This is a genomic window from Paraburkholderia sp. BL10I2N1 (assembly GCF_004361815.1).
Lineage (GTDB): Bacteria > Pseudomonadota > Gammaproteobacteria > Burkholderiales > Burkholderiaceae > Paraburkholderia.
This window is the reverse complement of record NZ_SNWA01000002.1, coordinates 1,355,921-1,377,597: the sequence shown is the minus strand read 5'-3', so window position 1 is coordinate 1,377,597 and position 21,677 is coordinate 1,355,921. Positions and strand designations below refer to the sequence as shown.

Sequence of the window (21,677 nt, the reverse complement as noted above, 5' to 3'; positions counted from 1 at the left end):
CGCGGAGGACGTGTGATGAACCGCGAGGATACGGTGCAGTTGCAGAACCGCGCGCGGCTCATCGTCCGCGCCAGCAATCTGACCAAGGTTTATGGGCCGACGCGCGCCAATGACGACATTTCGCTCGCGGTGACCTGCGGCGACGTGATCGGCCTGGTCGGCGGCAACGGCGCCGGCAAGAGCACGCTGATGCGGATGCTGTGCGGCACCACGCCGCCCGACTCGGGCACGATCGACTTCGGCGACGAAGCGCCGGCGGGCAGCGCATACGATGCGGGAATTGCGCAGCAGCGCGGGATTCGCATCGTGCATCAGGAGCTGTCGCTGTGTTCGAACCTGTCGGTCGCGGAAAACTTCTATCTGGAAGCGCCGGAAGCTGCGTGGTCGCGGCCTGGCTGGCGCCGCGTGTATCGTGAGCGCGCGCGCGTCGCACTCGACGCGGTGTTCCCCGGCCACGGCATCGACGTGAACGCCGAAGCGGGACAATTGCCGATCGGCGAGCGGCAGATGGTCGAGATCGCCCGCACCGTCGCCGCGCCCGGCGTGAAGCTCGTAATCCTCGACGAGCCGACCTCGTCGCTCGGACTGGAGCGCAGCCGGCAACTGCGTGCCTACATTCATGCGAAGGCAGTCGAAGGGCTCGCGTTTATTTTCATCAGCCACAAGCTGCACGAGATCGTCGACGTGGCGACGCGCGTGGTGCTGTTGCGCAATGGCCGGCTCGAATGGCAAGGCCCGGTCGCCGATGCATCGGTGCCGGTGCTGGTGCGCCTGATGGGCGGCGAAGCCGCCGCCGCGCTGAGCGAGGCGAGCGACGCGCCGACTGCTGAGGGCAACACGGGTCTCACCGCCGATGTCTGCCTGCGCCTCGCCGGCGGCGCGGCCGGCAGCAACCCGATCGAGCTTCGGCGCGGCCAGATCGTCGGGCTCGCGGGTCTCGAAGGCAGCGGTCAGAAAGAGGTGCTGCACCAGATTTTTGCGGCCGCGCGACGCGATGCGCTGAAGGTCGAACGCATCGGCGCGGTCAGCTTCGTGTCGGGCGACCGCCAGCGCGAGGGCGTGTTTCCGCTGTGGACGGTGCTCTCCAATATTTCGATCGGCAGTCTTGCAGCGGGCTCGCCGTTTCGCCTCATCACGCCGGCGGGCGAGCGCGACATCGCGGCGAACGCCGCAGCGCAGTTGCGGCTGGATGCGAGCCGTCTCGCATCGGGCATCCTCGATCTGAGCGGCGGCAATCAGCAGAAGGCGCTGATGGCCCGCGCGCTGGTTTCCGACGCACCGATCGTGCTGCTCGACGATCCGACACGTGGCGTCGACATCGCGGCCAAGCGCGACTTCTACCGGCTGGTCGCCGAGGTCGCGCGCTCGGGCCGGCTGGTGCTGTGGCATTCGACCGAAGACCTCGAATTTCTCGAATGCGACCGGGTGCTCGTGTTCGCCGGCGGCCGCGTGGTGCGCAAACTGGAGGGCACCGGCATCAGCGAGCAGGCCGTCGTCGATGCGTCGTTCGTGCAGCCGTCCAGCACGGCCTCGGCGTCCGTCACCTCGCGCGTGGGCACCGGCGCGCTCGCCCGGCGCGTCGTGCAGATGGCGCCGTTCATCAGTCTCGCGATCGTGTTCGCCGCGATGATATTCGCGAACCCTGCCACCGCCGGTGTGTTCGGCCTCGATCTGCTACTCGGCCCGGCTTTGCCGCTCGTGCTGGTCGCGCTCGGGCAGATGTTCGTGGTCGGCGGTAGTGAGATCGACCTCGGCGCGGGCGCGTTCGCGGGGCTCGTGAATGTCTTGAGCGCGACGCTCCTGTTCGACCAGCCGGCGCTCGGCGTGGTCAGCCTCGTCGCCGCGATGGCGACCTACAGCGCGCTCGGCTGGCTGATCCAGGCGCGACGGATTCCTGCCATCGTGATCACGCTCGGTGCGTCGTTCATCTGGATGGGCATCGGCCATACGCTGCAACCGACGCCGGGTGGCGCGAGCCCCGCATGGCTGTCGGCGCTGTTCACGTGGCAGGTGCCGGGCGTGCCGACTTCGCTGGTGCTGATCGTCGTCGCCGGTCTCGCCGCCTGGACTGTCGACCGTTCGCCGCTCGGCGTCACGCTGCGCGCGTTCGGCAACAACCCGGTCGCGATGGCGCGCGCCGGCTGGTCCGCGCCGCGCTATGCAGCGGTGCGTTACGTGCTCGCCGCCGCATTCATCGTCACCGCGGGCCTCGCGCTCACCGCGATCAACACCGCGAGCGACGTGAATGCCGGCTCGAGCTACACGCTGCTCGGCGTCGCGGGTGTCGTGATCGGCGGCTGCAGCCTGATGGGCGGACGCATCTCGCCGGCCGGGGTGGTGGCCGGCTCGGTCGCGCTCGCACTGATTGGCGCGCTGCTCGGCACGCTGAACGTCAGCTCCGATTTCAATGCGGCCGTGCAGGGTGCGCTGTTGGTCGTGATCCTCGCGCTGCGTGCGCTGGTCAGCCGGAACGGGAGTGAAGAATGAAGCGCTCAACTTCGAGACAACTGGCGGACTGGACCGCGCGCAACCGTTGGGCGTGGGCCGCGCTTGCCGTCGTGCTGCTGTGGCTGACGCTGTCGGTCGTGACCAGAAATTTCAGCGTCAGCTCGCTGTCGGGCGTCGCGGTGTCGAGTTCCTTTCTCGCGCTGTGCGCGCTCGGCCAGATGGCGGTGGTGACCACTGGGCGAGGCAACATCGATCTGTCGATCGCGAGCGTGATGACGCTGTCCGCCTATCTCGCGCTGATCGTGATGGGCGGCAGCGACGCGCGGCTCGTGGCCGGTGTCGCGGCGACGCTCGGACTCGGTCTCGCGGTCGGCGCGGTGAACGCGGCGCTGGTCGTGCTATGCCGGATTCCGGCGATCATCGCGACGCTGGCCACCGGCTACATCCTCGCGACCGCGACGCTGCTCGCCAATCGCGCGATCCCCGGCTTCAAGGTCGCGCCCGCGATTCACTTCATCGCGACCGGCCGGATCGGCGGGATGCCGCTGATCGTGCTGGTCGCGATCGGCGTGACCGCGCTATTCTGCGCGATCCTCAGATACACCGCGTATGGCCGCATGTTGTCCGCGGTCGGACAGAACGTGCGCGCGGCGCGGCTCGCCGGTGTACGCACGGCGCGGGTGACCGCGAGCGCGTTCTTCACCAGCTCGGTGCTGGCCGCGGTGGCGGGTCTGTTGCTGGGCGGCTATGTGGGCGGCGCGTTCCTCGAAATGGGCCAGCCTTATCTGCTGCAATCGCTCGGCGCGGTGGTGCTCGGCGGCACGCTGATCTTCGGCGGCTCGGCGACGCCGCTCGGCACGCTGCTCGGCAGCATGCTGCTGGTGCTGGTCGTCACGACCATGCAGATCGCGGGCCTGCCGCCGGGTATTCAGGATGTGGTGCAGGGCGTCGTGATCATCACCGTGCTCGCGCTGGCGGGTGGCGGCGCGCTGCGCCGCTCGATCCGCAAAGCTCGTTCGGCCACGCCGCCGGCGAGTGGCGGCATGACGCGTCCGGCGGCTTGAGCGGCACTTTGGAGCGACCCGGCTATGTCAGAGCGTGACTTTGTCGAACTCGACGAACGCTTCGGCCGCTGCGTACGGCACAGCGAGAACGTGCACCGGCTATACAGCGGCTGCCGTTGGGCCGAAGGACCGGTGTACGTGCCGGCGGGCCGTTATCTGCTGTGGAGCGATATCCCGAACGATCGCGTGTTGCGCTGGGACGAAACCGACGGCCGCGTCAGCGTATTCCTCACGCCAGCGCGCTATGCGAACGGCCACACGCTTGATCGCGAAGGGCGTGTCCTGCGCTGCGAACACGGCTCGCGCTCACTCACTCGCACCGAGCACGACGGCAGCGTGACGACGCTCGCGTCTCACTATCAGGGTAAGCGCCTGAACAGTCCGAACGACGTGGTCGTGAAGTCGGATGGTTCGATCTGGTTCTCCGATCCGGCCTACGGCATCGACGACGACTTCGAAGGCCATGCCGCGCCGTCGGAAATCGGCGCGTGCCATGTGTACCGGATCGACGCGCACAGCGGCGAATGCGCGATCGTCGCCGATGACTTCATCCGCCCGAACGGTCTCGCATTCAGCCCGGACGAAGGGCGGCTATATATCGTCGACAGCGGCGTCACCCATGTGAAGGAAGGGCCGCGTCATATCCGCGCTTTCGACGTCAGCGGGCACGAACTGCGCGGCGGCGAGGTATTCGCCAGCTGCACGAACGGCATGTTCGACGGATTGCGTCTCGATAGCGCGGGACGGCTGTGGGCAGGCGCGGCGGACGGCGTGCATTGCTACCACCCGGACGGCACGCTCCTCGGCAAGATCCTTACGCCCGAACCCGTCGCGAACGTCGCGTTCGGCGGCCCGCAACACAATCAGCTTTTCATTTGCGCGACCACCTCGCTCTATGCGGTGAGGCTGCCTGTCACCGGGGCACGCAGACCGGCCGCTTCATCCGAACACGAATCATCAAGGAGCACATCGTGACCGAACGCATCCACGCGACTTACTGGCTGGAAACCGGCGTCGACCCGCAGCAGGCCGCCGACGTGATTGCCGGCGAGCAGTCGAGCGGCACCTTTATCGCGCTGCCCAACGAGACGCCGGAACTGAAAGCGCGCTCCGGCGCGCGGGTCGAGCGTCTGGAGGTGCTCGGTTACAGCGACACGCCTAGTCTGACAGGGGGCGTGCAGGCGAAACGCTATACGCAATGCTTGCTCGAGTTGTCGTGGCCGATCGAAAACTTCGGCGCCTCGCTGCCGAATCTGATGTCGACGATCGCCGGCAACCTGTTCGAGCTGCGCCAGGTGTCGGGTTTGCGACTCAAGGATCTGCAACTGCCGGCGTCGTTCGCGGCCGCCTATCCGGGGCCCGCGTTCGGCATCGAAGGGACTCGCCGGCTGTCCGGGGTCACGCGCGGCCCGCTGATCGGCACGATCATCAAGCCGAGCGTGGGCTTGTCGCCGCAGGAAACCGCCGGGCAGGTGAAGGAGCTGGTCGCGGGCGGCATCGATTTCATCAAGGATGACGAACTACAGGGCGACGGTCCGCATTGCCCGTTCGACGAGCGCGTGCGCGCGGTGATGCGGGTCGTCAACGAGCATGCGGATCGCACCGGCAAGAAGGTGATGGTCGCGTTCAACGTGACCGGTGAGCTCGACCAGATGAAGCGTCGTCACGATCTCGTGCTGGCCGAAGGCGGCACCTGCGTGATGGCGGTACTCAATTCGATCGGCCTCGTCGGGCTTCATGAATTGCGACGCCATAGCCAGTTGCCGATTCACGCGCATCGCGCGGGCTGGGGCTATCTGACGCGCAGCGAGGCGCTCGGTTGGGACTACGCGCCGTGGCAAAAGCTATGGCGTCTGGCGGGCGCGGATCATTTGCATGTGAACGGCCTGCGCAACAAGTTCAGCGAATCGGACGAAAGCGTAATCGCGGCCGCTCGCTCGGTGCTCGCGCCGGCGATGGACGCAGCGCCGATGCGTGCGATGCCGGTGTTCAGTTCGGGACAGACCGGATTGCAGGCGGCGGACACGTATGCGGCAATCGGCTGCGCGGATCTGATCCATACGGCGGGGGGCGGCATCTTCGGTCATCCACAGGGCGTGGCCGCGGGCGTCGAGGCATTGCGCGAAGCGTGGATCGCGGCGATGGAAGGTGTGCCGCTCGAGCGTCATGCCGAGCGCAGCCGCGCGCTGGCGGGTGCGCTGGAATTCTGGAAGTGAACAGATGAGCAGATGAGCAAGATGCAGTGCTTGATGTAGCTGTACTCGATAACGAATCACACAGGAGACAGACCATGAAAGCATCGAAGCAGTTGTTCGCCCTCGCGTTGGCCACCCTGGCGCTCGTCGGTACGACGAGCGCGCAGGCGGCCGGCCTGATCGCCATCATCACCCCGTCGCACGACAATCCGTTCTTCAAGGCCGAAGCCGATACCGCGGATGCACGCGCGAAGGCGCTCGGCTACAACACTATCGTGCTGGTTCACGACGACGACGCTAACAAGCAGTCGCAATTGGTCGACACCGCGATCGCGCGGGGCGCGAAGGCGATCGTGCTGGATAACGCAGGTTCCGAGGCGTCGATCTCGGCGGTCAAGAAAGCGAAGGACGCGGGCATTCCGGCGTTCCTGATCGACCGCGAAATCAACGCGACCGGCATCGCGGTCGCGCAGATCGTGTCGAACAACTATCAGGGCGCGCAACTCGGCGGCCGCGCGTTCGTCAAGGCGCTGGGCGAGAAGGGCAACTATGTCGAACTGGTCGGGCGCGAGTCCGATATCAATGCGGGCATCCGCTCGAAGGGCTATCACGACGTGATCGATCAGTTCCCGAACCTGAAGATGGTCGAGCGGCAATCGGCGAACTGGAGTCAGACCGAAGCGTATCAGGTGATGGAAACGATCCTGCAGAGCCATCCGGACATCAAGGGTGTGATCGCCGGCAACGACACACGATGGCGATGGGCGCATCGGCGGCACTGAAGGCGGCAAAGCGGCCCGACGTGATCGTGGTCGGCTTCGACGGCAGCAACGACGTGCGCGACGCGATCAAGCGCGACGAAATCCGCGCGACCGTGCTGCAACCGACCGCGCTGGCCGCCAACGAAGCGGTCGAACAGGCGGACAAGTATCTGAAGACGGGCTCGACCGGCAAGCCCGAAAAGCAGCTGATCAACTGCACGCTGATCACCAAGGCGAACGCCGCCAAGCTCGACATGTTCGCGCTGCGCTGATTGCCGAGCGCCGCGAGGATGCCGGGGGCATCGTCGCGGCGCGGCGCGACATGCTGTTCCATCGGTGTGGCATGAGGTGAACCATGAGAGGTTGCATCTGCGGCGCGCTCATCGTCATCGCAATGAGCGGTGCCCTGACCGGCTGCAAACTGGTCAAGCATGACGCGCAGTCGTCGAAACATTCGCGCGATGCGTACGCATCCGCGGGCTACGATCCGAACGCGATGGTCGCGTCGATGTGGAGCACGAAGATCGTGCCCGACGTCGAGAAGCGCGCGACCGACTACCCGGCGTTGCGCGACGCGATCAAGGCGGACCTGGACGCGGCGGGGCGCAAGTACGGCTATCGCGGCAAGGACGATAGCGCGCCGTGGAATTTTCCGATCAAACTGCACGGCAGGATCGTCGAAGTCGACACCCAGTCGAGCCAGGGTACGGTCGGCGTCGACGTCGATGGCGACGGCAAGGTCGACGTGGTGGTTGACATCGGCCCGACGGTGCTGGGCACCACGCTACGCGACACGCTCGATTTCGTCTCGTTCGAGAGCTTTCGCAATCAGATCGAATATGCGCAGTTCGGCACCGCGCTGAACAGTTATGCCGCCGCGCATATGATGAAACCGCTGCCGCGCGACGGTCTGAAGGGCAAGGAAATTACCGTGACCGGTGCGTTCTCGTACGATTCGTCGGCCGAACAGCCCGAAGTGGTGCCGCTTGCGATCGCACCGGGAGACCAACCATGAGCGCGACCCCTGCACAGGACGAGGTGATTTTGCAGGTCGAGGCGGTGACGAAGGTCTATCCCGGCACGATCGCGCTGAAGGAAGTGAACTTCGCGGTGCGGCGCGCGGCCGTGAACGTGCTGGTCGGCGAAAACGGCGCGGGCAAATCCACGCTGATGAAGATCATCGCGGGCGCCGAGAAGCCCACCTCGGGACTGCTGATGCTCGACGGCGCGCCGATCGAGCTGGAAAGCAGTGCGCAAGCGTTGCAGCGGGGCATCGGCATCGTCTATCAGGAACTGAATCTGTTTCCGAATCTGTCGATTGCCGAGAACGTCTTCATCGCGCACGAACTCACGCGTGCTGGTGTGCACATCGACATCGACGCGCAACGGCGGCGTATGCGTGAGCTGCTCGCGCGTCTCGAACTCGATCTGAGTCCGGATACGCTTGTCGAGGATCTGCGCATCGGCCAGCAGCAACTCGTCGAAATCGCGAAGGCGCTTGCGCACGACGCGCGCGTGCTGATTCTCGACGAACCGACTTCGGCGCTGAGCGCGGCCGAAGTCGACGTGCTGTTCCGGGTGATCGCCGAGCTGAAAGCGCAAGGCGTGGCGATCGTCTACATCTCACACCGGCTGGAGGAACTGATCCGCATCGGCGACTACATCACCGTCCTGCGCGATGGCCGTATCACCGGCCATCAACCGATGGCGCAGGTCGACGTGCCGTGGATCGTGCGTCAGATGGTGGGCCGCGACACCGAGGATTTCTCGCGGCCGATCGGTCATGCGCGCGGCGACGAGGTGCTGTGCGTGCGGGACGTGTCGCTGCCGGGCAAGACCCACGGCTTCACGGTCGATCATGTGTCGCTGACGCTGCATGCCGGCGAAATCGTCGGCATTTACGGGCTGATGGGCGCGGGCCGCTCGGAGCTGTTCGAATGCATCCTCGGCTGTCACCGCCAGGCGAGCGGCGCGGTCGTGCTCAACGGCAAACCGCTGCAGGGCAAGCCGGTGGCGGCCCGAGTCGCGGCGGGCATCGCACTGATTCCCGAGGATCGCAAGACCGATGCGCTGCTACCGGTCCTGTCGATCGGGGAGAACATGACGATCGCGAGCCTCGCGGAATTTGCGCGCGGCTTTCACCTCAACTCCGTGCGCGAGCAGCGCTCGATCGGCCAGTACATCCGCGAACTCGCGATCAAGGTCGCGGACTGGCGGCTGCCGGTCAGCTCGCTATCAGGCGGCAACCAGCAGAAGGTAGTGATCGCGCGGGCGCTGATGACCACGCCCACCGTGCTGCTGATGGACGAGGCGAGCCGCGGCATCGATGTCGGCGCGAAGGCGGACATCTTCAAGGTGATGCGCGATCTGGCCGTGAAAGGTCTCGGCATTCTATTCGTCACGTCGGATCTGGAAGAGGTGATGGCGCTGTCCGACCGAATTCTCGTGATGTCGAACGGGCGGTTGACCGCCGAATTCGACGTGGCGGAGGCAACCCAGGACGCGCTCGTCGCCGCCTCGGCGATCGGACATCGTACCGCCCGCGCGACGGCATCCAGTCACACAATCACTGCATGAGGGAGAACCGGATGGCAATCATCTTGAAGGGTGAGGCACCGGGCGCGAGCCTGAGCGAGGCGCCGCTCCTGTTGCTGCTAAAACTGCGCACGTTCATCGCGTTGTTCGCGGTGGTGATTTTCTTCTCGTTCGCGGCGCACAACTTCCTGAGCTGGGAAAACCTGTTGATCATGTCTCGCCACGTCGCGCTCAATGCCTTTCTCGCGATCGGCATGACGTTCGTGATCGTGGCGGGCGGTATCGACCTGTCGGTGGGGTCGATCGTCGGCCTGTCGGGCATGGTGGCGGGCGGGCTGATCCTGCATGGCATTCCGCTCGGCGACGAGTACACGCTGTACCTGAGCGTGCCCGAAGTGATCGTCGTCGCGCTACTGACCGGCGTCGCGGTCGGCGCGATCAACGGGCTGCTGATCACACGCCTGAACGTCGCGCCGTTCATCGCGACGCTCGGCACGCTGTATATCGCGCGCGGCGCCGCGCTGCTGTCGTCGAACGGCGAGACGTTTCCGAATCTGACCGGCGATCCGGACTATGGCACCACCGGCTTTCCGATCATCGGCTCGGCAACGATCGTGGGGATTCCGTTGACGATCTGGCTGCTGGTGGCGGTAGGCGCGATCGCCGCGTATATCGCCGGACGCACGCCGCTCGGCCGCCAGATCTATGCGGTCGGCAGCAACGAGCGCGCGGCGCAGTTGTCCGGCGTGCGGGTCAATCGCGTGAAGATGTTCGTCTATATGTTCTCGGGGCTGTGCGCGGCGATCGTCGGCCTGATCATCGCGTCGGAACTGGTCGCCTCGCATCCGATGAGCGGGGAAACCTTCGAACTCAACGCGATCGCGGCGGCCGTGCTTGGCGGCACCTCGATGTCGGGCGGGCGCGGCAAGATCGGCGGCACGATCATCGGCGCGTTCGTGATCGGGATTCTGTCGGACGGGCTCGTTATGATGGGCGTCAGCGCGTTCTGGCAGACCGTGATCAAGGGCGTCGTGATCGTCGCGGCCGTGGTCGTCGACCAGATCCAGTGGCGCGTGCAGCAGCGCTTCGCGCTGCAGAAGCAGGCCGCGACGGGAGCCTGAGCAATGAGCGAAGCGGGCACGCAGACCATTTCCAACGGGGAGCAGACAGTGTTCAAAGGTGCGCTGATCGGCTGCGGGTTCTTCTCGCGTAATCATTTGCATGCGTGGCGCGAGATTGGGCAGGCGCGTATCGTCGCGCTGTGCGATGCCGACGAAACGAGACTGCATGCGGCCGGGCGCGAGTTCGGCATCGAGCGTCTTTATACGGATGCGGCCGCGCTGCTGGAAAGCGAGCAGCTCGATTTCGTCGATATCGCGACCACGGTGGCGAGCCACAAAGCGCTCGTCGAGCTTGCCGCGCGGGCCAAAGTCGCGGTGATCTGTCAGAAGCCATTCGCGCGCTCGCTCGACGATGCCCGCGCGATGGTCGACGCGTGCAACAAGGCGCGCGTGCCGCTGATGGTTCACGAGAACTTCCGCTGGCAAAGCGCGATTCAGATAGTCGGCGCGGCCTTGCATCGCGGCGAGATCGGCCAGCCGTTCTGGGGACGGGTGTCGTTCCGCTCGGGGTTCGACGTGTTCAGCGGCCAACCGTATCTGGCCGAAGGCGAGCGCTTCATCGTCGAGGATCTTGGCATTCATCTGCTCGATATCGCGCGGTTTCTGTTCGGCGACGTGAAGCGGCTGTACGCAAGCACATCGCGCGTGAATCCGGCGATCAACGGCGAGGACGTCGCGACGATCATGCTGAGTCATGAGCGGGGCGTGAACAGTATCGTCGATTGCAGTTACGCGACGCGGCTGCCGCGCGAGCTGTTTCCGCAAACGCTGGTCGAAGTGGATGGTTCGGGCGGCACGTTGCGTCTGTTTGCGGACTATCAGTTGCAGCTTCATACCGGTGCTGGAACAGAAGTGCGCGATGTAACGCCGCCCGCGCTGTCATGGACGAGCGCGCCGTGGCAGGCGATCCAGGGCAGCGTGGCGAGCATTCAGTCCCACTGGATCGACTGCCTGCGCCGCGGCGTCGAGCCGGCGACCAGCGGGCGCGACAACCTCGCGACGCTCGCGCTCGTCGAGGCGACTTATCTGTCAGCGCGCGAAGCACGCAGCATCGACATATCGGACCTGCTCGGCGGGGCCGCGAAGGAGGCCCAATGAGCGTGGACGTCGCAATGGCTCGCTACGGCACGACGCAGAGCAGGGAACACGAACGATGCGTGCGGGCCGGGCCGTGGTCCGCGCTGCTGGTCGGCGGCGCATTGCGCGAGATCCGCTATCGCGATGTCGAGGTGATCCGCTCAGTCGCGTTCCTGGTTCGCGACAAGGACTGGGGGACCTGTCGCCCGCTGCTGGAGGGTGTCGAACTCGACGAGGGCAAGCGCGGCTTTCGGATCGCCTATCGGGCACAGTGTGCGAATCCTGACGGACAGGTGCTGAACTACGATTTGGGCATTGTCTGCGCGGCGAACGGCGTGCTGCGCTTCGACGCATCCGTGACCGCGCAGGATGCTTTTTTGACGGCCCGCTGCGGATTCTGCGTGCTGCATCCGATCGACGGCGTAGCGGGCGCGCCCGCGCGCGTCGACCATGCAGACGGAACCCGAGAGGAATCCGCGTTTCCGGAACTGATCGATCCATGGCAGCCGTTCAAGGACATCTGCGCGATCGAACACGATCTCGCATTCGGGCTCACGGTGCGCTGCGCATTCACCGGTGACGTGTTCGAGATGGAAGACCAGCGTAACTGGTCCGATGCATCGTTCAAGACGTACTCGCGACCGCTTGCGTTGCCCTGGCCCTATGCGCTCGAAGCGGGAGCCACGGAGCGCCAGAGCGTGACGCTGAGCGTCACGGAGCGGAGCGGGGCGTTGCTGCGCAGCGCATGCGCGCCGTCGATCCCGCCGCACGACGACCTCGCGACGATCACGCTCGACCTCGCTGAGGAAACGGTCGAAACGATGCCGGCACTCGGTATCGCGATTTCCGCAAGCGAGATCGACGCGGCGCTCGCGCATCCCGAACTGCTGGCCGGGCTTGCCCCTCAGCAGCTCACGTTGAGCTTCGATCCGGTGGCGGGTCACGGCGTGGCCGAACTGGAGCGGTTCGCGGCCTTGCAGCGGCGCGCGGGTATCGCGGCCGTGCTCGAATGCGCGCTGCCCGGCATCGATGAACCGCGCCGCGAACTCAACGCGCTGGCCGCGCTGATCGAGGCGGCAAAACTGCAGATCGTCGGCATCGTGGTCAGTCCGTCCGTGCACCGGCAGTCGAACCCGCCAGGCAGCATCAACCCGCCATGTCCCGCGCTCGACGACGTCTATCGCGCCGCGCGCGCGGCCTTTCCCGGACTCAGGATCGGCGGCGGGATGCTGAGCTATTTCACCGAACTCAATCGCAAGCGTCCACCGCTGGAACTCGCGGACTGGGTGACCCACGCGACCTGCCCGATCGTCCACGCGGCCGACGATCGTAGCGTGATGCAGACGCTAGAAGCCATTCCACACATCACCCGATCATGTCGCTCGTTAGTCGGGGAGCAGCCTTACTCGATCGGGCCGGTGTCGATCGGCATGCGCCAGAATCCGTACGGCTCACGCGTGATGCCCAACCCGCACCGCGAACGGATTACGATGGCCGGCTTCGATCCGCGCCAGACCGCGCTGTTCGGGGGCGCTTGGCTCGCCGGTTACGCGGCGGCGCTGGAAGGTGCGCAGATCGACACATTGACGCTAGGTGCGTTGACGGGAGAGCGAGGTCTCGCAGAAGTTAGCGATGGGGTGACGAGGTATCCGATGTATGCAGTGGCCCGCGCGCTCGCCGCTATGTCGGGATCGAACAGGCTTCCTGTCGCCGTCGCGGCTGCGGAGCGGTCCGCAATCGCATGCATCGCCGCGCGAGACGCGCAGGGGCGCATTCGAGTCGTGGTAGCCAATCTGACTGACCGCGCGCGTACGGTGCGACTGACGCTTCATGGGGCGGACGTGTCTCTCGACGCGTTTGCCAGTGATGAGGAGACGGTGCGACAGACGGACGCCATGCGGGGCGCCGCGTCGGTGGAGCTTACTCGCCCGGTGTTGCTGCGTCCGTATGCTTTTGTTATTGGGGGGCCTTTCTGACGCTCGTGCATTGTATGCAAGGGCTTGTGGTCTTTTTGCGTAAGGTAATCAAATAAGTGCCTGTGGATTTCGGTGCGCGACTCGTGCTCTTCAGGCTGCCCCGACGTGCCGGGCACTGGGGAAATCCCCTCGGAAACGACACGCGCTTTCCTATACGTCGCGCAAGAGCCAAGCCTGAACAGAAGGCCATAACGGGCACCACCAGGTATCGCAAACGTTCAAACCGCACGCCGTACTGAATCTTTCACAGAACAGTCGGCGGCATCACCGGGTGACGCAGTACCTGAAGGCAAGGGAGTCGTGGAGGTTCTGTCGCAATAAGGCGTTGAGGTAAAATTCGGCGAACGGAAATTTTAGACGATCACGATGGCCAAGACCATAAAGACACCGCGTAAGACATTGCCGTCTGGCGTCGCCAAGGTGCTCAAACGGCTGCACTATCCACTGGACGTGATCCTGCTGTGTGTGCGGTGGTACGTGGGCCTACTCGCTGAGCCTGCGAAACCTCGAGGAAATGATGGCTGAACGCGGTTTCGAGGTTGATCATTCGACCGTACATCGCTGGCAACTGGTTGCGCGTTTCGAGCAGGCTCGGCGCAGCGCGGTTGGACAAGCCCATGGGATGGGAAGGAATCGCAGCGGCCAGGCGTGCGATGCGACCATGTGTGTCGTTGTGCGAAGGTATCGGCATCTTGCGGGCGAGCGTGACCACGGCGCGATGGCCGGCGATGAAACAAAGGTCTCGAAGCAAGTGATCAGCTTCGGCAGTAGTGCCGAAGATTGATCATCGTGTACGCGAGGGTTTTCAATGCGTAGTGCAGGTGGCTGAGTCGCTCGAAGCGCAGCAGCAGGCGCCGGAACTTATCTTCCCACGCGAACACCCGCTCGATTGTCCTGAACCGTTCTTTAAAGATGGCCGGATCGAACAGCGGCTTGCGCCCGCGCTTCGGTCCTTTTCTGCCGCGCGAATTAGGGTCGATGTTAGGCACCATGCCGCGATTGAAAATGGCTTTGCGGTTGGGCCGGCAATCGTACACGCCATCCAGGCTCATGACCGTGCCCCGCAGATCCAGCCCCACCGCACGGGCGATGCTCGTGAGGCGCGGCAGCGCTTCTCGTAACAGCGGTGATTCATTGCGATTGCCCGGTGCTCTGACGAACGGCGCGATGACGTTGCAATTCCGGTCACACAGGGCAACCACCTTGCAGCCCTTGAGCTTCTTGTGGCCGCTGAAGCCGAGATTGTCGCCGCCTTTCTTCGCGGCGGTTGTGGTGCCATCGCCATGGATGATGCGCGTGTCCAGGCGGTGATCGCCATGAAGCCTGAACACCGAAGCCTCGAAAATGGCATCAAGGCATCCGTCCGATTCCCAGCGCCGGAAGGCGCGATAAATGCGTGTGTAATCGATCTCGGGACGGCCGTGCCAATCCTTCTCGATGGGCAACTCCTTCCACTGGCAGCCGAGATAGAGCGCCTTCAGGATGTAGTTGAAAATCGCGTGCGCGCTGAGCTTTCGCGCTGGTCCGCGACGGCCCTTGCTCAGATGCGGCCAGACAAATTGCTCGAACTCTCCGACGCTCAATTTCGTTGGAATCTCTTGCCACGACTGACTTTCGGCCATTTCGACCTTCAAAGCATCGGGATTCTAGCCGATTCGTGCCAGGCGGGTAGAACCCAAGCCCGGGGGCCTTTCAACCGATTCCGCCAGCTGGAAAAAACCCGCAACCAGTTGGTAAACAGTACTCGGTATTTCGCTTTCGCTTATCTCGATTCCCTTATCGCGACAAAACCCGCAAGACCAACCGGCCAACGTTCATGCTCGCGCAGTGCTGGGTCACCGTCGGGGTGAGCGTGCTCGGTCATGGCGGCGCCAAACTCGTGCTGCCGATTCTCTCCCGCCTGGTGCCGGCGACCGGCAACCGCAACAAGCTTTTGATTGCGCTGGCGCTGCTGCGCGGCTTGGCAGGCGTGGCCGACAAGCCGGTCCGGTGTGCTGTTCGATTCCTGGTTCATGCGCGCGCGTCTGGTATTGCCCTTGCTGCGACGTCAGATTCGCGTGGTCGGTCAGGCGCGCGTCGACACCGCATTGTTTCTCCCACCGGTGGCACAGACGACGCCCAGGCGCGGCCGCAAGCGCATCTATGGCGAACGGCTGACCGCCGGGGCTGGCGGCCTTGCCGGTGACCGAGCTGTGCCTGTCGCTCTATGGTCAGGAGCAGTTGCTCCGGCTGCGCTCGGTGGTGGCGCGGGCGCGCTTCCTCAACGGCACACCCGTGCGCGCCGTCTGGTGCCAGTTCTTCGATACCAAAAAGCAGACGTGGACGAAGCCCCGTCTGCTGCTGGCCACCGAGACCGAGCTGACGGCCGAAGCGATCGTGCGGCTGTATGCGCGCCGATGGGGCATCGAACCGCTGTTTCACAATCTCAAAAGGTAGTGGGGTATCAGCAATCTCTGGCAGCAGTCGCGCACCGCGCTCGAGCTGTGGATGCAGATTCGCTCGACGGCTTGGACCTTGGCGCAGTTGTTGAGTCTGGCGGCCCCCGATGCCTTCCCGATGGAGGCGGTAGCACCCTGGCGCATGAAGCACCCGCTCACCGCTGGTCTGGTGGCGCAGTGGCTGCGCATGGAATTTACCGGACTTACCTTTCGCGACGGCTTCGACCGCAAGTCCCAGAAATTCGTCTTCCCGGAACCGCGCAACGACCCCCGCTTGAGGCTGTAGCGCTTCATCTGTTCGCCGCGGTTCCGCGTTCATCGCAGTTTCGTTGTCGGTATAGCCTGGTCGCCGCCCAGCGTTGGGGATGGTGAGGCAGCGATGCCGGTGTCTAAAGTTGAGTCAAAACTCGAAACTCCCCGATTTTCGGGTGTCACTTTACCCCTCCCAAGGCGCCACGAAGCCGATTCAGAGCGTTCTGGTGGGGCGGCGTCTTTGCGGAATGGCAGCGGCGCACGTTTTGACACACCCTCGGCCGCACTGAGACGTTGCCGCTGCGCGACGCGGCAGCGGCAAGCCACGCACGGCCGCGCGATTGGGCGTGCCAACAGGAAGTCATTGGAAGCAGCTCGGACCGGCTCCCGCGCGGTTAGTCTGAGCGTGTACGCCATTTCGTCATGCTGGGTCAGCAAGGTGGCGGTCAAGACAGGCTCTTTTACTCCTTCAATCTTGACGATCACGTGCCGTCCTTCAACGTATCAACCAACGCTCAATTCGAGGTGGCCACCGTTCGTGGATGAGATCACAGGTCAATTCAGGGGTACAAACCAACGCCTTGTATTATTCGCGTCGAGTGCTAGATTTACTTCCATATGGTCAAAAAACTATGGGCTACGGAAACGATTCATAAGTTCCGCTCACACCTTGAGCAGGTCTCCCTTTGGCAGACTTATCTTACGTCTGCACGGTACTGTGACGTCAACCTCTGTTTGTACATGTTCAGTGGGCGACGTATGGGTCTGTATGCGGTGCGATTGTTTATTGATCGCAGCGTTCATCCGAATGCAGGAAATGGATGCCGCGTCATCGCGAGCACAGCACGTGAGTTCGACACCCCACGCTGCATCATGTGTGCAACGCGGAACCGGCAACTGGGGGGCAATTATGAACAGGCACCGCGGCATGACTTTAAGGCTGATTGGCACCGTTGGCTGCGCGTTCGTTGGCTTGTCGTTTAGCTCGCAAATTGTCCTTGCGCAGCCAAGGGGTGAAGGATCCGTTGTTCCGAAGCCCGAGAACGGTCCGCCAATCAACTTTAACCCGATTCAGATATTCCTCAATCGCCCCGATGGCGGGTCCGAAGTCAAAGTCAATCCGTCCAGTCCCCAGCCGAAACCCAGCACGGACAGTTTGCTGGAGAGAGGCCCTCAATTTCCCGTAACGCTGAGCATTGGGTCGTTTACTGTCGAGGGGTTCACGCGCGGCGGTTGGCCTTTCGTGATTGACTTCCTGCCGCAGCCCGACAGTTGCACGTGGCTTGCCGTCAGCACGGGCGAAAAATCATACGCAGGCATCTTGTTGGATATGGACGGTCATGCCGGCCGGCATGTCGCCAAGGTAAATCTTCCTGACGAAATTGGGCCTAACCCTCGGCCTGGCGAATACATCGTCTATTCGGAACGGCAGGCGTGTACCTCGACCACCGGCGGCGGCCAGCAAGCGGCGCGCCCCTTTTCTCCAATCGCCGTCTACGGTATCGGCGCAGGACCGCGCGCAGTTGGATCGGTCGCGATCAACAATGTGCAATTCGGACCGCCCACACCTCGGTTCCCGCAGGAATCGGCCACGTTCGGCTACAACACCGTAAATTTCTTTGTCCGCGCTTCGGAAGAAATACTTCGCTTCGAAGAGACGGGGGAAGGGCAGTGGAGCGTGGGGGTCGTACACGCGACCCAACTCGATGCCCTGCCGCATGGGCCACATCGTGGGAGCTGGGATGGAAAGGATGGGGGCGGCGAACGCAAGCCAGGCATATATCACCTGCAAGTGCGAGTCTGGAATACGTTGAATGACGAAAAGAGCTGGGGCGGCGCACTTTCGCCCGACTCCGTACACATTGTGAAGCCATGACTAGGCGACCCAAACCTGGTCCCGTATCGCACGCGCGCAGGATCACGCCCAAAGCGCGGGCGATCATCATGCACGCAGCCGTCGCCCTTGTCGTGTTGCTGGTGCTTGCGGGGGGGTACTGGTACGTGACAAGTCGACCAATTGCCCACCAGGTTTCATCGGACCCGTGGAAAGTGGGGATCGGGGACCGGCTTCTCCTCGAGCTACTCGGAGCGGGGCCGCTGCTAGCTATCGAGGGCGCGGACAACGAGGGTGTCGACGTGCGTTTCGATAGAGCGCATCTGGATGAAAGCACGGCCAAGTCGCTCCGCGACGATTTCGCGCTGACGATTCCGACGTCCGATGGAGCGATATCCTGGACGACCACGCAAACAGGAATCGGCCACACGATGATAGACATAACGTTGGAAGCGGACCGCGGCGTTCCGGAAGTGCAGATTGCACACATTGGAGAAGGGCCGCATCCAGGCCTGAATATCGTTCCACACAACGCCAGACTGAAAGTTCAGCTCGGCGTATTGCTCGACACAAGCGGGACGGCGCCAGTCTCGGCAGAACAGAAAGCCTTGCAAATTGCCGAACGCACTGTCGTACACCTTCCTGGCGCCGTTCCGATTACCGTCGAGGTTCCGGAGGACCACGCGTTCATACTGACTTTTCCGTCCCGAAAACCTGCCTCGATTATTCACCTCGGCGCAGCGGAAGATACCCTCGCGGCCAGTTCCGGCCTGTCTTTGCGCAGCGCCGCTGTGCGACCGTCCGACGTTAGCGTTGACACACTCTACGCTTGTGCGGCAAACGAAGGGTTGGACTATTGGCAATTGGGAGATCCAGCTAGCCAGGATTGTGCGACCACCCCGATATTATTGCGTGCGACGAAACTCGAGCTCAGACCGGATAGCGCGATCGTTACGATCCACGGGAGTGCTTGGTTTACAAAGAATGGTGTCTGGGTCACGGACGATCGGTTTAACAAATATATCGGGACGAATTTGGTACTCGGACTTTTGATAGGCGCAATTATTACCTCGCTTTGCACGATGGCGCTAACCGCTGTTTTTGGACGGCAATAGCGATATTCCGACATGACAGCCTTTGCTGGTAGCGGCATTCCGGCAGCCCAGCTTCGGCGGCCGCTCGCGCCCGGACGGCCATGTGCAGGAAATCCTCGCAACTTAAGGATGACTACATGACGGCCTTGGAGGCGAATGCCTTGTGTGGCTTGGGTTGAGAGGGACGAGGTCGTGCCCGGTCTGGAACGAAGCGAATGACATTGTCGGCGATATGACGAAGCAGACGAATCAGATCATCGAGGGGTGGCGCGCAGCGATCGCACAGCCAGCGAGGCAAGCACTGCCGGATGTGGGCAAATGCGCGAGTGCGGTTGAGCTTGAGCAGTGCGCCGCTGGAAGAGCCGAGCACGGTAGGCGTATCTTCGCCGATCACGCCGTCGCGTTCGCGGAGTGCTTCCAGGCACAGCAGCGCGCTGAGATTGTCGCTGAGCATCTTCGCCGCGAGATCCTGCTGATGCGTATGCGCCTTGCCTTTGGCCAGACACTCAACTTCGGGCGCGTGCAGTGCGTAGAGCTTGTTTTTGTCCTTCGGCTTTTGCGACAGGATGCGCTTTGTGCGCCCAACCAGTTCCTGCAGAATCACGCGACTTCCTTCGGATACCGAATCTATCTGCCTCTCCACGTCACGCATCACCCGACCCACACGCGAGCGCAGCGTACGCAACACTTTCTTCATGCGCTTGTACTGCTTCGCATGTGCGTAACGGCCAATCTGACGCGCCAGGTGCGGCGCCTCGCGGTTGTAGTTCTGCCGCAGCTTCAGGCCGTGGCGCGCTGCAGCCTTCACCAGATGTTCGCGACACCGCTCGAGCAGGCGTGAATCCGTCGGGTGCGCGACCGCCTTTTGCATGACAGTAGTGTCTACGATCACGCGCTTGACGCTCGCAGCCCTGATCACGCCCGCCCTTTTGGCTGCGTCGATCGTTTCGGCCAGCAACTCCTCAACGCCGGCTTCGCCCAGCCGCTTGCGCCAGCGCGTCAGGCTCGATGGATCGATTGGCGGTTCGGTCTGCAGGTGCGTTTCGCCGGTGAACACTTGCCAATACGGGTTTTCCACCCATTGCCAGACGACCTCTTCGTCAGACAGGTCAAATGCGTGCTGCAGATACAGCAGACCGGCGATCAGCCTGGGCGATGTCGCCGGTCGCCCCTTGCGCGACACGAAGCTTTCGCTCATCGCGACGCCCAGCCGATTCCAGTTGATCAGGTCAGCCAGCCGTACCAGCGGATGTTTCAGATTGATCTGTTCACGCAGCGGCTGCCGGAAGAAATCTCCTTCTTTCACAGGCGTCTTGGGACCCATCCGCACCTCATCAGAATTTGCAGGATTCTCACGTTAATGTGCCAGGTTCCTGCAAATCTCACAACACCATTTCGGCCTCAAAGCCCCGCTGCACGAGGCTCGCCGAATTGTTCAGGCTCGACCACGTACACTCGAGCGACTAGCGCGGCCGTACGCCGGACCGTCCTTTGGTTCATTCAGAAAGGCCAGATTGATGTCTCAAGTGCGAGGCGCGGCGCGCGATCATCATTGCAAGCGGCGCGGATCCCCGGGAAGGCGGGCGTCACGAGCAGTGTGGATTTTTCTGCCTTAAAGCTGCAAACACTGTCCGCATTTGCATCATCGTGACCAGCCGGAAACCCTGGCGCGATCAATTTTGAAGTGCAACACCTTGATCTGCTAAGGTGCGCACATGACTACAAGAAAGTATCAGCAGTTGCAGCCTGAAGAACGTATCACTATTGCCAGCATGAAACAGCAGGGTTTGAGCGTGCGGGCCATGGCCCGCACGCTTGACCGCTCAGCTTCGAGCGTCAGCCGTGAACTGGCGCGTAATGCGTGTCCGGTGCGCGGCTACGCTTCGGTAGTCGCGCAGACCATCAGTTCGAACCGGCGGGCTGCAGCGCGCACGCCGGGTAAGCTGAATCCCCAAGGCGCACTGTGGCGCATTGTGCTCAGTCTGCTTAGCTGGAAGTGGTCGCCGCAGCAGATCTCCGGTACGCTGACGCGCATGTGGCCCGATGACCCTTCCATGCACGTCTCGCACGAGACCATCTACAACGCAATCTATGCACACCCGCGCGGCGAACTGCGCCGCCAGCTCATCTCGTGTCTGCGCCAGGCTCGCAGCACGCGAATGCCACGCAGTCGTGGCAACGACAGACGGGGCAAGATCGCCGACATGCTGAGCATCCACGTACGCCCGCCTGAGGTGAACGATCGGGTCATGCCCGGGCACTGGGAGGGAGACTTTATCAAGGGTGCGGGCAACCAGTCCTCCGTGGGAGTTCTGGTCGAGCGCACCAGCCGGCTTGTCCTGCTCGCGAAGATGGAGGATGCCACCGCCGCCTCAGCGCTGGCCGGCTTCACCGCCAAACTGAACTCCATCGCCACGCCACTGCGTCAGAGCCTGACCTATGATCAGGGCAAGGAGATGGCGCGGCATCCGGAACTCACCGCCGCCACCGGCGTGCGCGTGTATTTCTGTGACCCGCACAGTCCGTGGCAGCGTGGCACCTGTGAGAACACCAACGGACTGCTACGCCAGTATCTGCCCAAGGGCACCGATCTCTCGGTCTACAGCCAGGATGAACTTGACGACATCGCCGACAGCCTGAACAGCAGGCCCCGTGCTACCCACGCCTTTCACTCGCCTCTGGAAGTCTTTGCGCGCATGCTCGAGACCAACACGCAAACACCTTCAACCCTTCATTAACCTGTTGCATTTCGGTTTTGAAACCGCCCCTTGATTTACTGTGCCTGCCCCGCCAGAAGCCTGTCTTTGCATACAGTGAAACGGGACTCATAATCCGCCTCCGAAAGGACATCGTGGGTTCGACTCCCACCCGGCCCACCAAGG

Annotated in this window: 18 protein-coding genes and 2 pseudogenes; 17 read left to right on the top strand and 3 right to left on the bottom strand. The window is 63.3% G+C overall.

Annotation, left to right across the window (positions count from 1 at the left end; genetic code table 11):
- The first annotated feature begins 15 nt into the window (after positions 1-15).
- The 12 genes and pseudogenes from B0G77_RS28280 to B0G77_RS28230 form a co-directional block, all read left to right on the top strand.
- Positions 16-2,487, top strand: coding sequence for an ATP-binding cassette domain-containing protein (locus tag B0G77_RS28280; protein WP_133665241.1), 2,472 nt, complete (start codon positions 16-18; stop codon positions 2,485-2,487).
- Positions 2,484-3,512 (top strand): ABC transporter permease, encoded by a 1,029-nt coding sequence (locus B0G77_RS28275; protein WP_133665240.1) that lies wholly within the window; start codon positions 2,484-2,486, stop codon positions 3,510-3,512. Before B0G77_RS28280 ends, B0G77_RS28275 begins: the two co-directional genes overlap by 4 nt.
- A gap of 24 nt (positions 3,513-3,536) precedes the next feature.
- Positions 3,537-4,487, top strand: coding sequence for an SMP-30/gluconolactonase/LRE family protein (locus B0G77_RS28270; RefSeq protein ID WP_133665239.1), 951 nt, complete (start codon positions 3,537-3,539; stop codon positions 4,485-4,487).
- Positions 4,484-5,728, top strand: coding sequence for a ribulose-bisphosphate carboxylase large subunit family protein (locus tag B0G77_RS28265; RefSeq protein ID WP_133665238.1), 1,245 nt, complete (start codon positions 4,484-4,486; stop codon positions 5,726-5,728). Before B0G77_RS28270 ends, B0G77_RS28265 begins: the two co-directional genes overlap by 4 nt.
- Positions 5,729-5,802: 74 nt before the next feature.
- Positions 5,803-6,489 (top strand): D-ribose ABC transporter substrate-binding protein, encoded by a 687-nt coding sequence (locus tag B0G77_RS28260; RefSeq protein WP_243751244.1) that lies wholly within the window; start codon positions 5,803-5,805, stop codon positions 6,487-6,489.
- A complete protein-coding gene (locus B0G77_RS44645) occupies positions 6,462-6,740 on the top strand; it encodes a substrate-binding domain-containing protein (protein ID WP_243751243.1) in 279 nt (92 codons plus the stop codon). Before B0G77_RS28260 ends, B0G77_RS44645 begins: the two co-directional genes overlap by 28 nt.
- Positions 6,741-6,823: 83 nt before the next feature.
- Positions 6,824-7,483: a DUF2291 domain-containing protein gene (locus B0G77_RS28255; RefSeq protein WP_133665237.1), complete on the top strand. Its 660-nt coding sequence runs from the start codon at positions 6,824-6,826 to the stop codon at positions 7,481-7,483.
- Positions 7,480-9,045, top strand: a complete 1,566-nt coding sequence (locus tag B0G77_RS28250; protein ID WP_133665236.1) for a sugar ABC transporter ATP-binding protein — start codon at positions 7,480-7,482, stop codon at positions 9,043-9,045. Before B0G77_RS28255 ends, B0G77_RS28250 begins: the two co-directional genes overlap by 4 nt.
- Positions 9,046-9,056: 11 nt before the next feature.
- Positions 9,057-10,124 (top strand): ABC transporter permease, encoded by a 1,068-nt coding sequence (locus tag B0G77_RS28245; protein ID WP_133665235.1) that lies wholly within the window; start codon positions 9,057-9,059, stop codon positions 10,122-10,124.
- A 3-nt stretch (positions 10,125-10,127) separates the two neighbouring features.
- The gene (locus tag B0G77_RS28240) at positions 10,128-11,222 is read left to right on the top strand and encodes a Gfo/Idh/MocA family oxidoreductase (protein WP_133665234.1); all 1,095 of its coding nucleotides are present in this window, start codon (positions 10,128-10,130) and stop codon (positions 11,220-11,222) included.
- Complete coding sequence (locus tag B0G77_RS28235; RefSeq protein WP_133665233.1) at positions 11,219-13,177, top strand: hypothetical protein; 1,959 nt, start codon at positions 11,219-11,221, stop codon at positions 13,175-13,177. Before B0G77_RS28240 ends, B0G77_RS28235 begins: the two co-directional genes overlap by 4 nt.
- Before the next feature lie 366 nt (positions 13,178-13,543).
- Positions 13,544-13,748, top strand: a pseudogene (locus B0G77_RS28230) (IS6 family transposase); the annotation flags it as partial.
- A 184-nt stretch (positions 13,749-13,932) separates the two neighbouring features.
- Here the strand turns inward: B0G77_RS28230 and B0G77_RS44640 are convergent.
- Together B0G77_RS44640 and B0G77_RS43900 are read right to left on the bottom strand one after the other, a co-directional pair.
- Positions 13,933-14,799, bottom strand: coding sequence for a transposase (locus B0G77_RS44640; RefSeq protein ID WP_133665232.1), 867 nt, complete (start codon positions 14,797-14,799; stop codon positions 13,933-13,935).
- A 140-nt stretch (positions 14,800-14,939) separates the two neighbouring features.
- Positions 14,940-15,191 carry a hypothetical protein gene (locus B0G77_RS43900; RefSeq protein ID WP_208116514.1) on the bottom strand — a complete coding sequence of 84 codons (252 nt, stop codon included), beginning with the start codon at positions 15,189-15,191 and terminating at the stop codon, positions 14,940-14,942.
- 167 nt (positions 15,192-15,358) lie between these two features.
- Here B0G77_RS43900 and B0G77_RS43895 point away from each other — a divergent pair, with 167 nt between their 5' ends.
- From B0G77_RS43895 to B0G77_RS28210, 4 genes are all read left to right on the top strand, one after another.
- Positions 15,359-15,613 (top strand): transposase, encoded by a 255-nt coding sequence (locus B0G77_RS43895; RefSeq protein WP_208116513.1) that lies wholly within the window; start codon positions 15,359-15,361, stop codon positions 15,611-15,613.
- A 51-nt stretch (positions 15,614-15,664) separates the two neighbouring features.
- Positions 15,665-15,901: a hypothetical protein gene (locus B0G77_RS43890; protein WP_208116512.1), complete on the top strand. Its 237-nt coding sequence runs from the start codon at positions 15,665-15,667 to the stop codon at positions 15,899-15,901.
- A gap of 894 nt (positions 15,902-16,795) precedes the next feature.
- Positions 16,796-17,743, top strand: a complete 948-nt coding sequence (locus B0G77_RS28215) for a hypothetical protein (protein WP_133665231.1) — start codon at positions 16,796-16,798, stop codon at positions 17,741-17,743.
- A gap of 68 nt (positions 17,744-17,811) precedes the next feature.
- Positions 17,812-18,816, top strand: a complete 1,005-nt coding sequence (locus tag B0G77_RS28210) for a hypothetical protein (protein WP_133665230.1) — start codon at positions 17,812-17,814, stop codon at positions 18,814-18,816.
- A gap of 463 nt (positions 18,817-19,279) precedes the next feature.
- On the opposite strand, the pseudogene B0G77_RS28205 reads toward B0G77_RS28210, so the two are convergent.
- Positions 19,280-20,119, bottom strand: a pseudogene (locus B0G77_RS28205) (IS5 family transposase); the annotation flags it as partial.
- Positions 20,120-20,510: 391 nt separating this feature from the next.
- Between B0G77_RS28205 and B0G77_RS28200 the strand changes: the two are divergent.
- Positions 20,511-21,533, top strand: coding sequence for an IS30 family transposase (locus B0G77_RS28200; protein ID WP_133664546.1), 1,023 nt, complete (start codon positions 20,511-20,513; stop codon positions 21,531-21,533).
- The last annotated feature ends 144 nt before the right edge of the window (positions 21,534-21,677 follow it).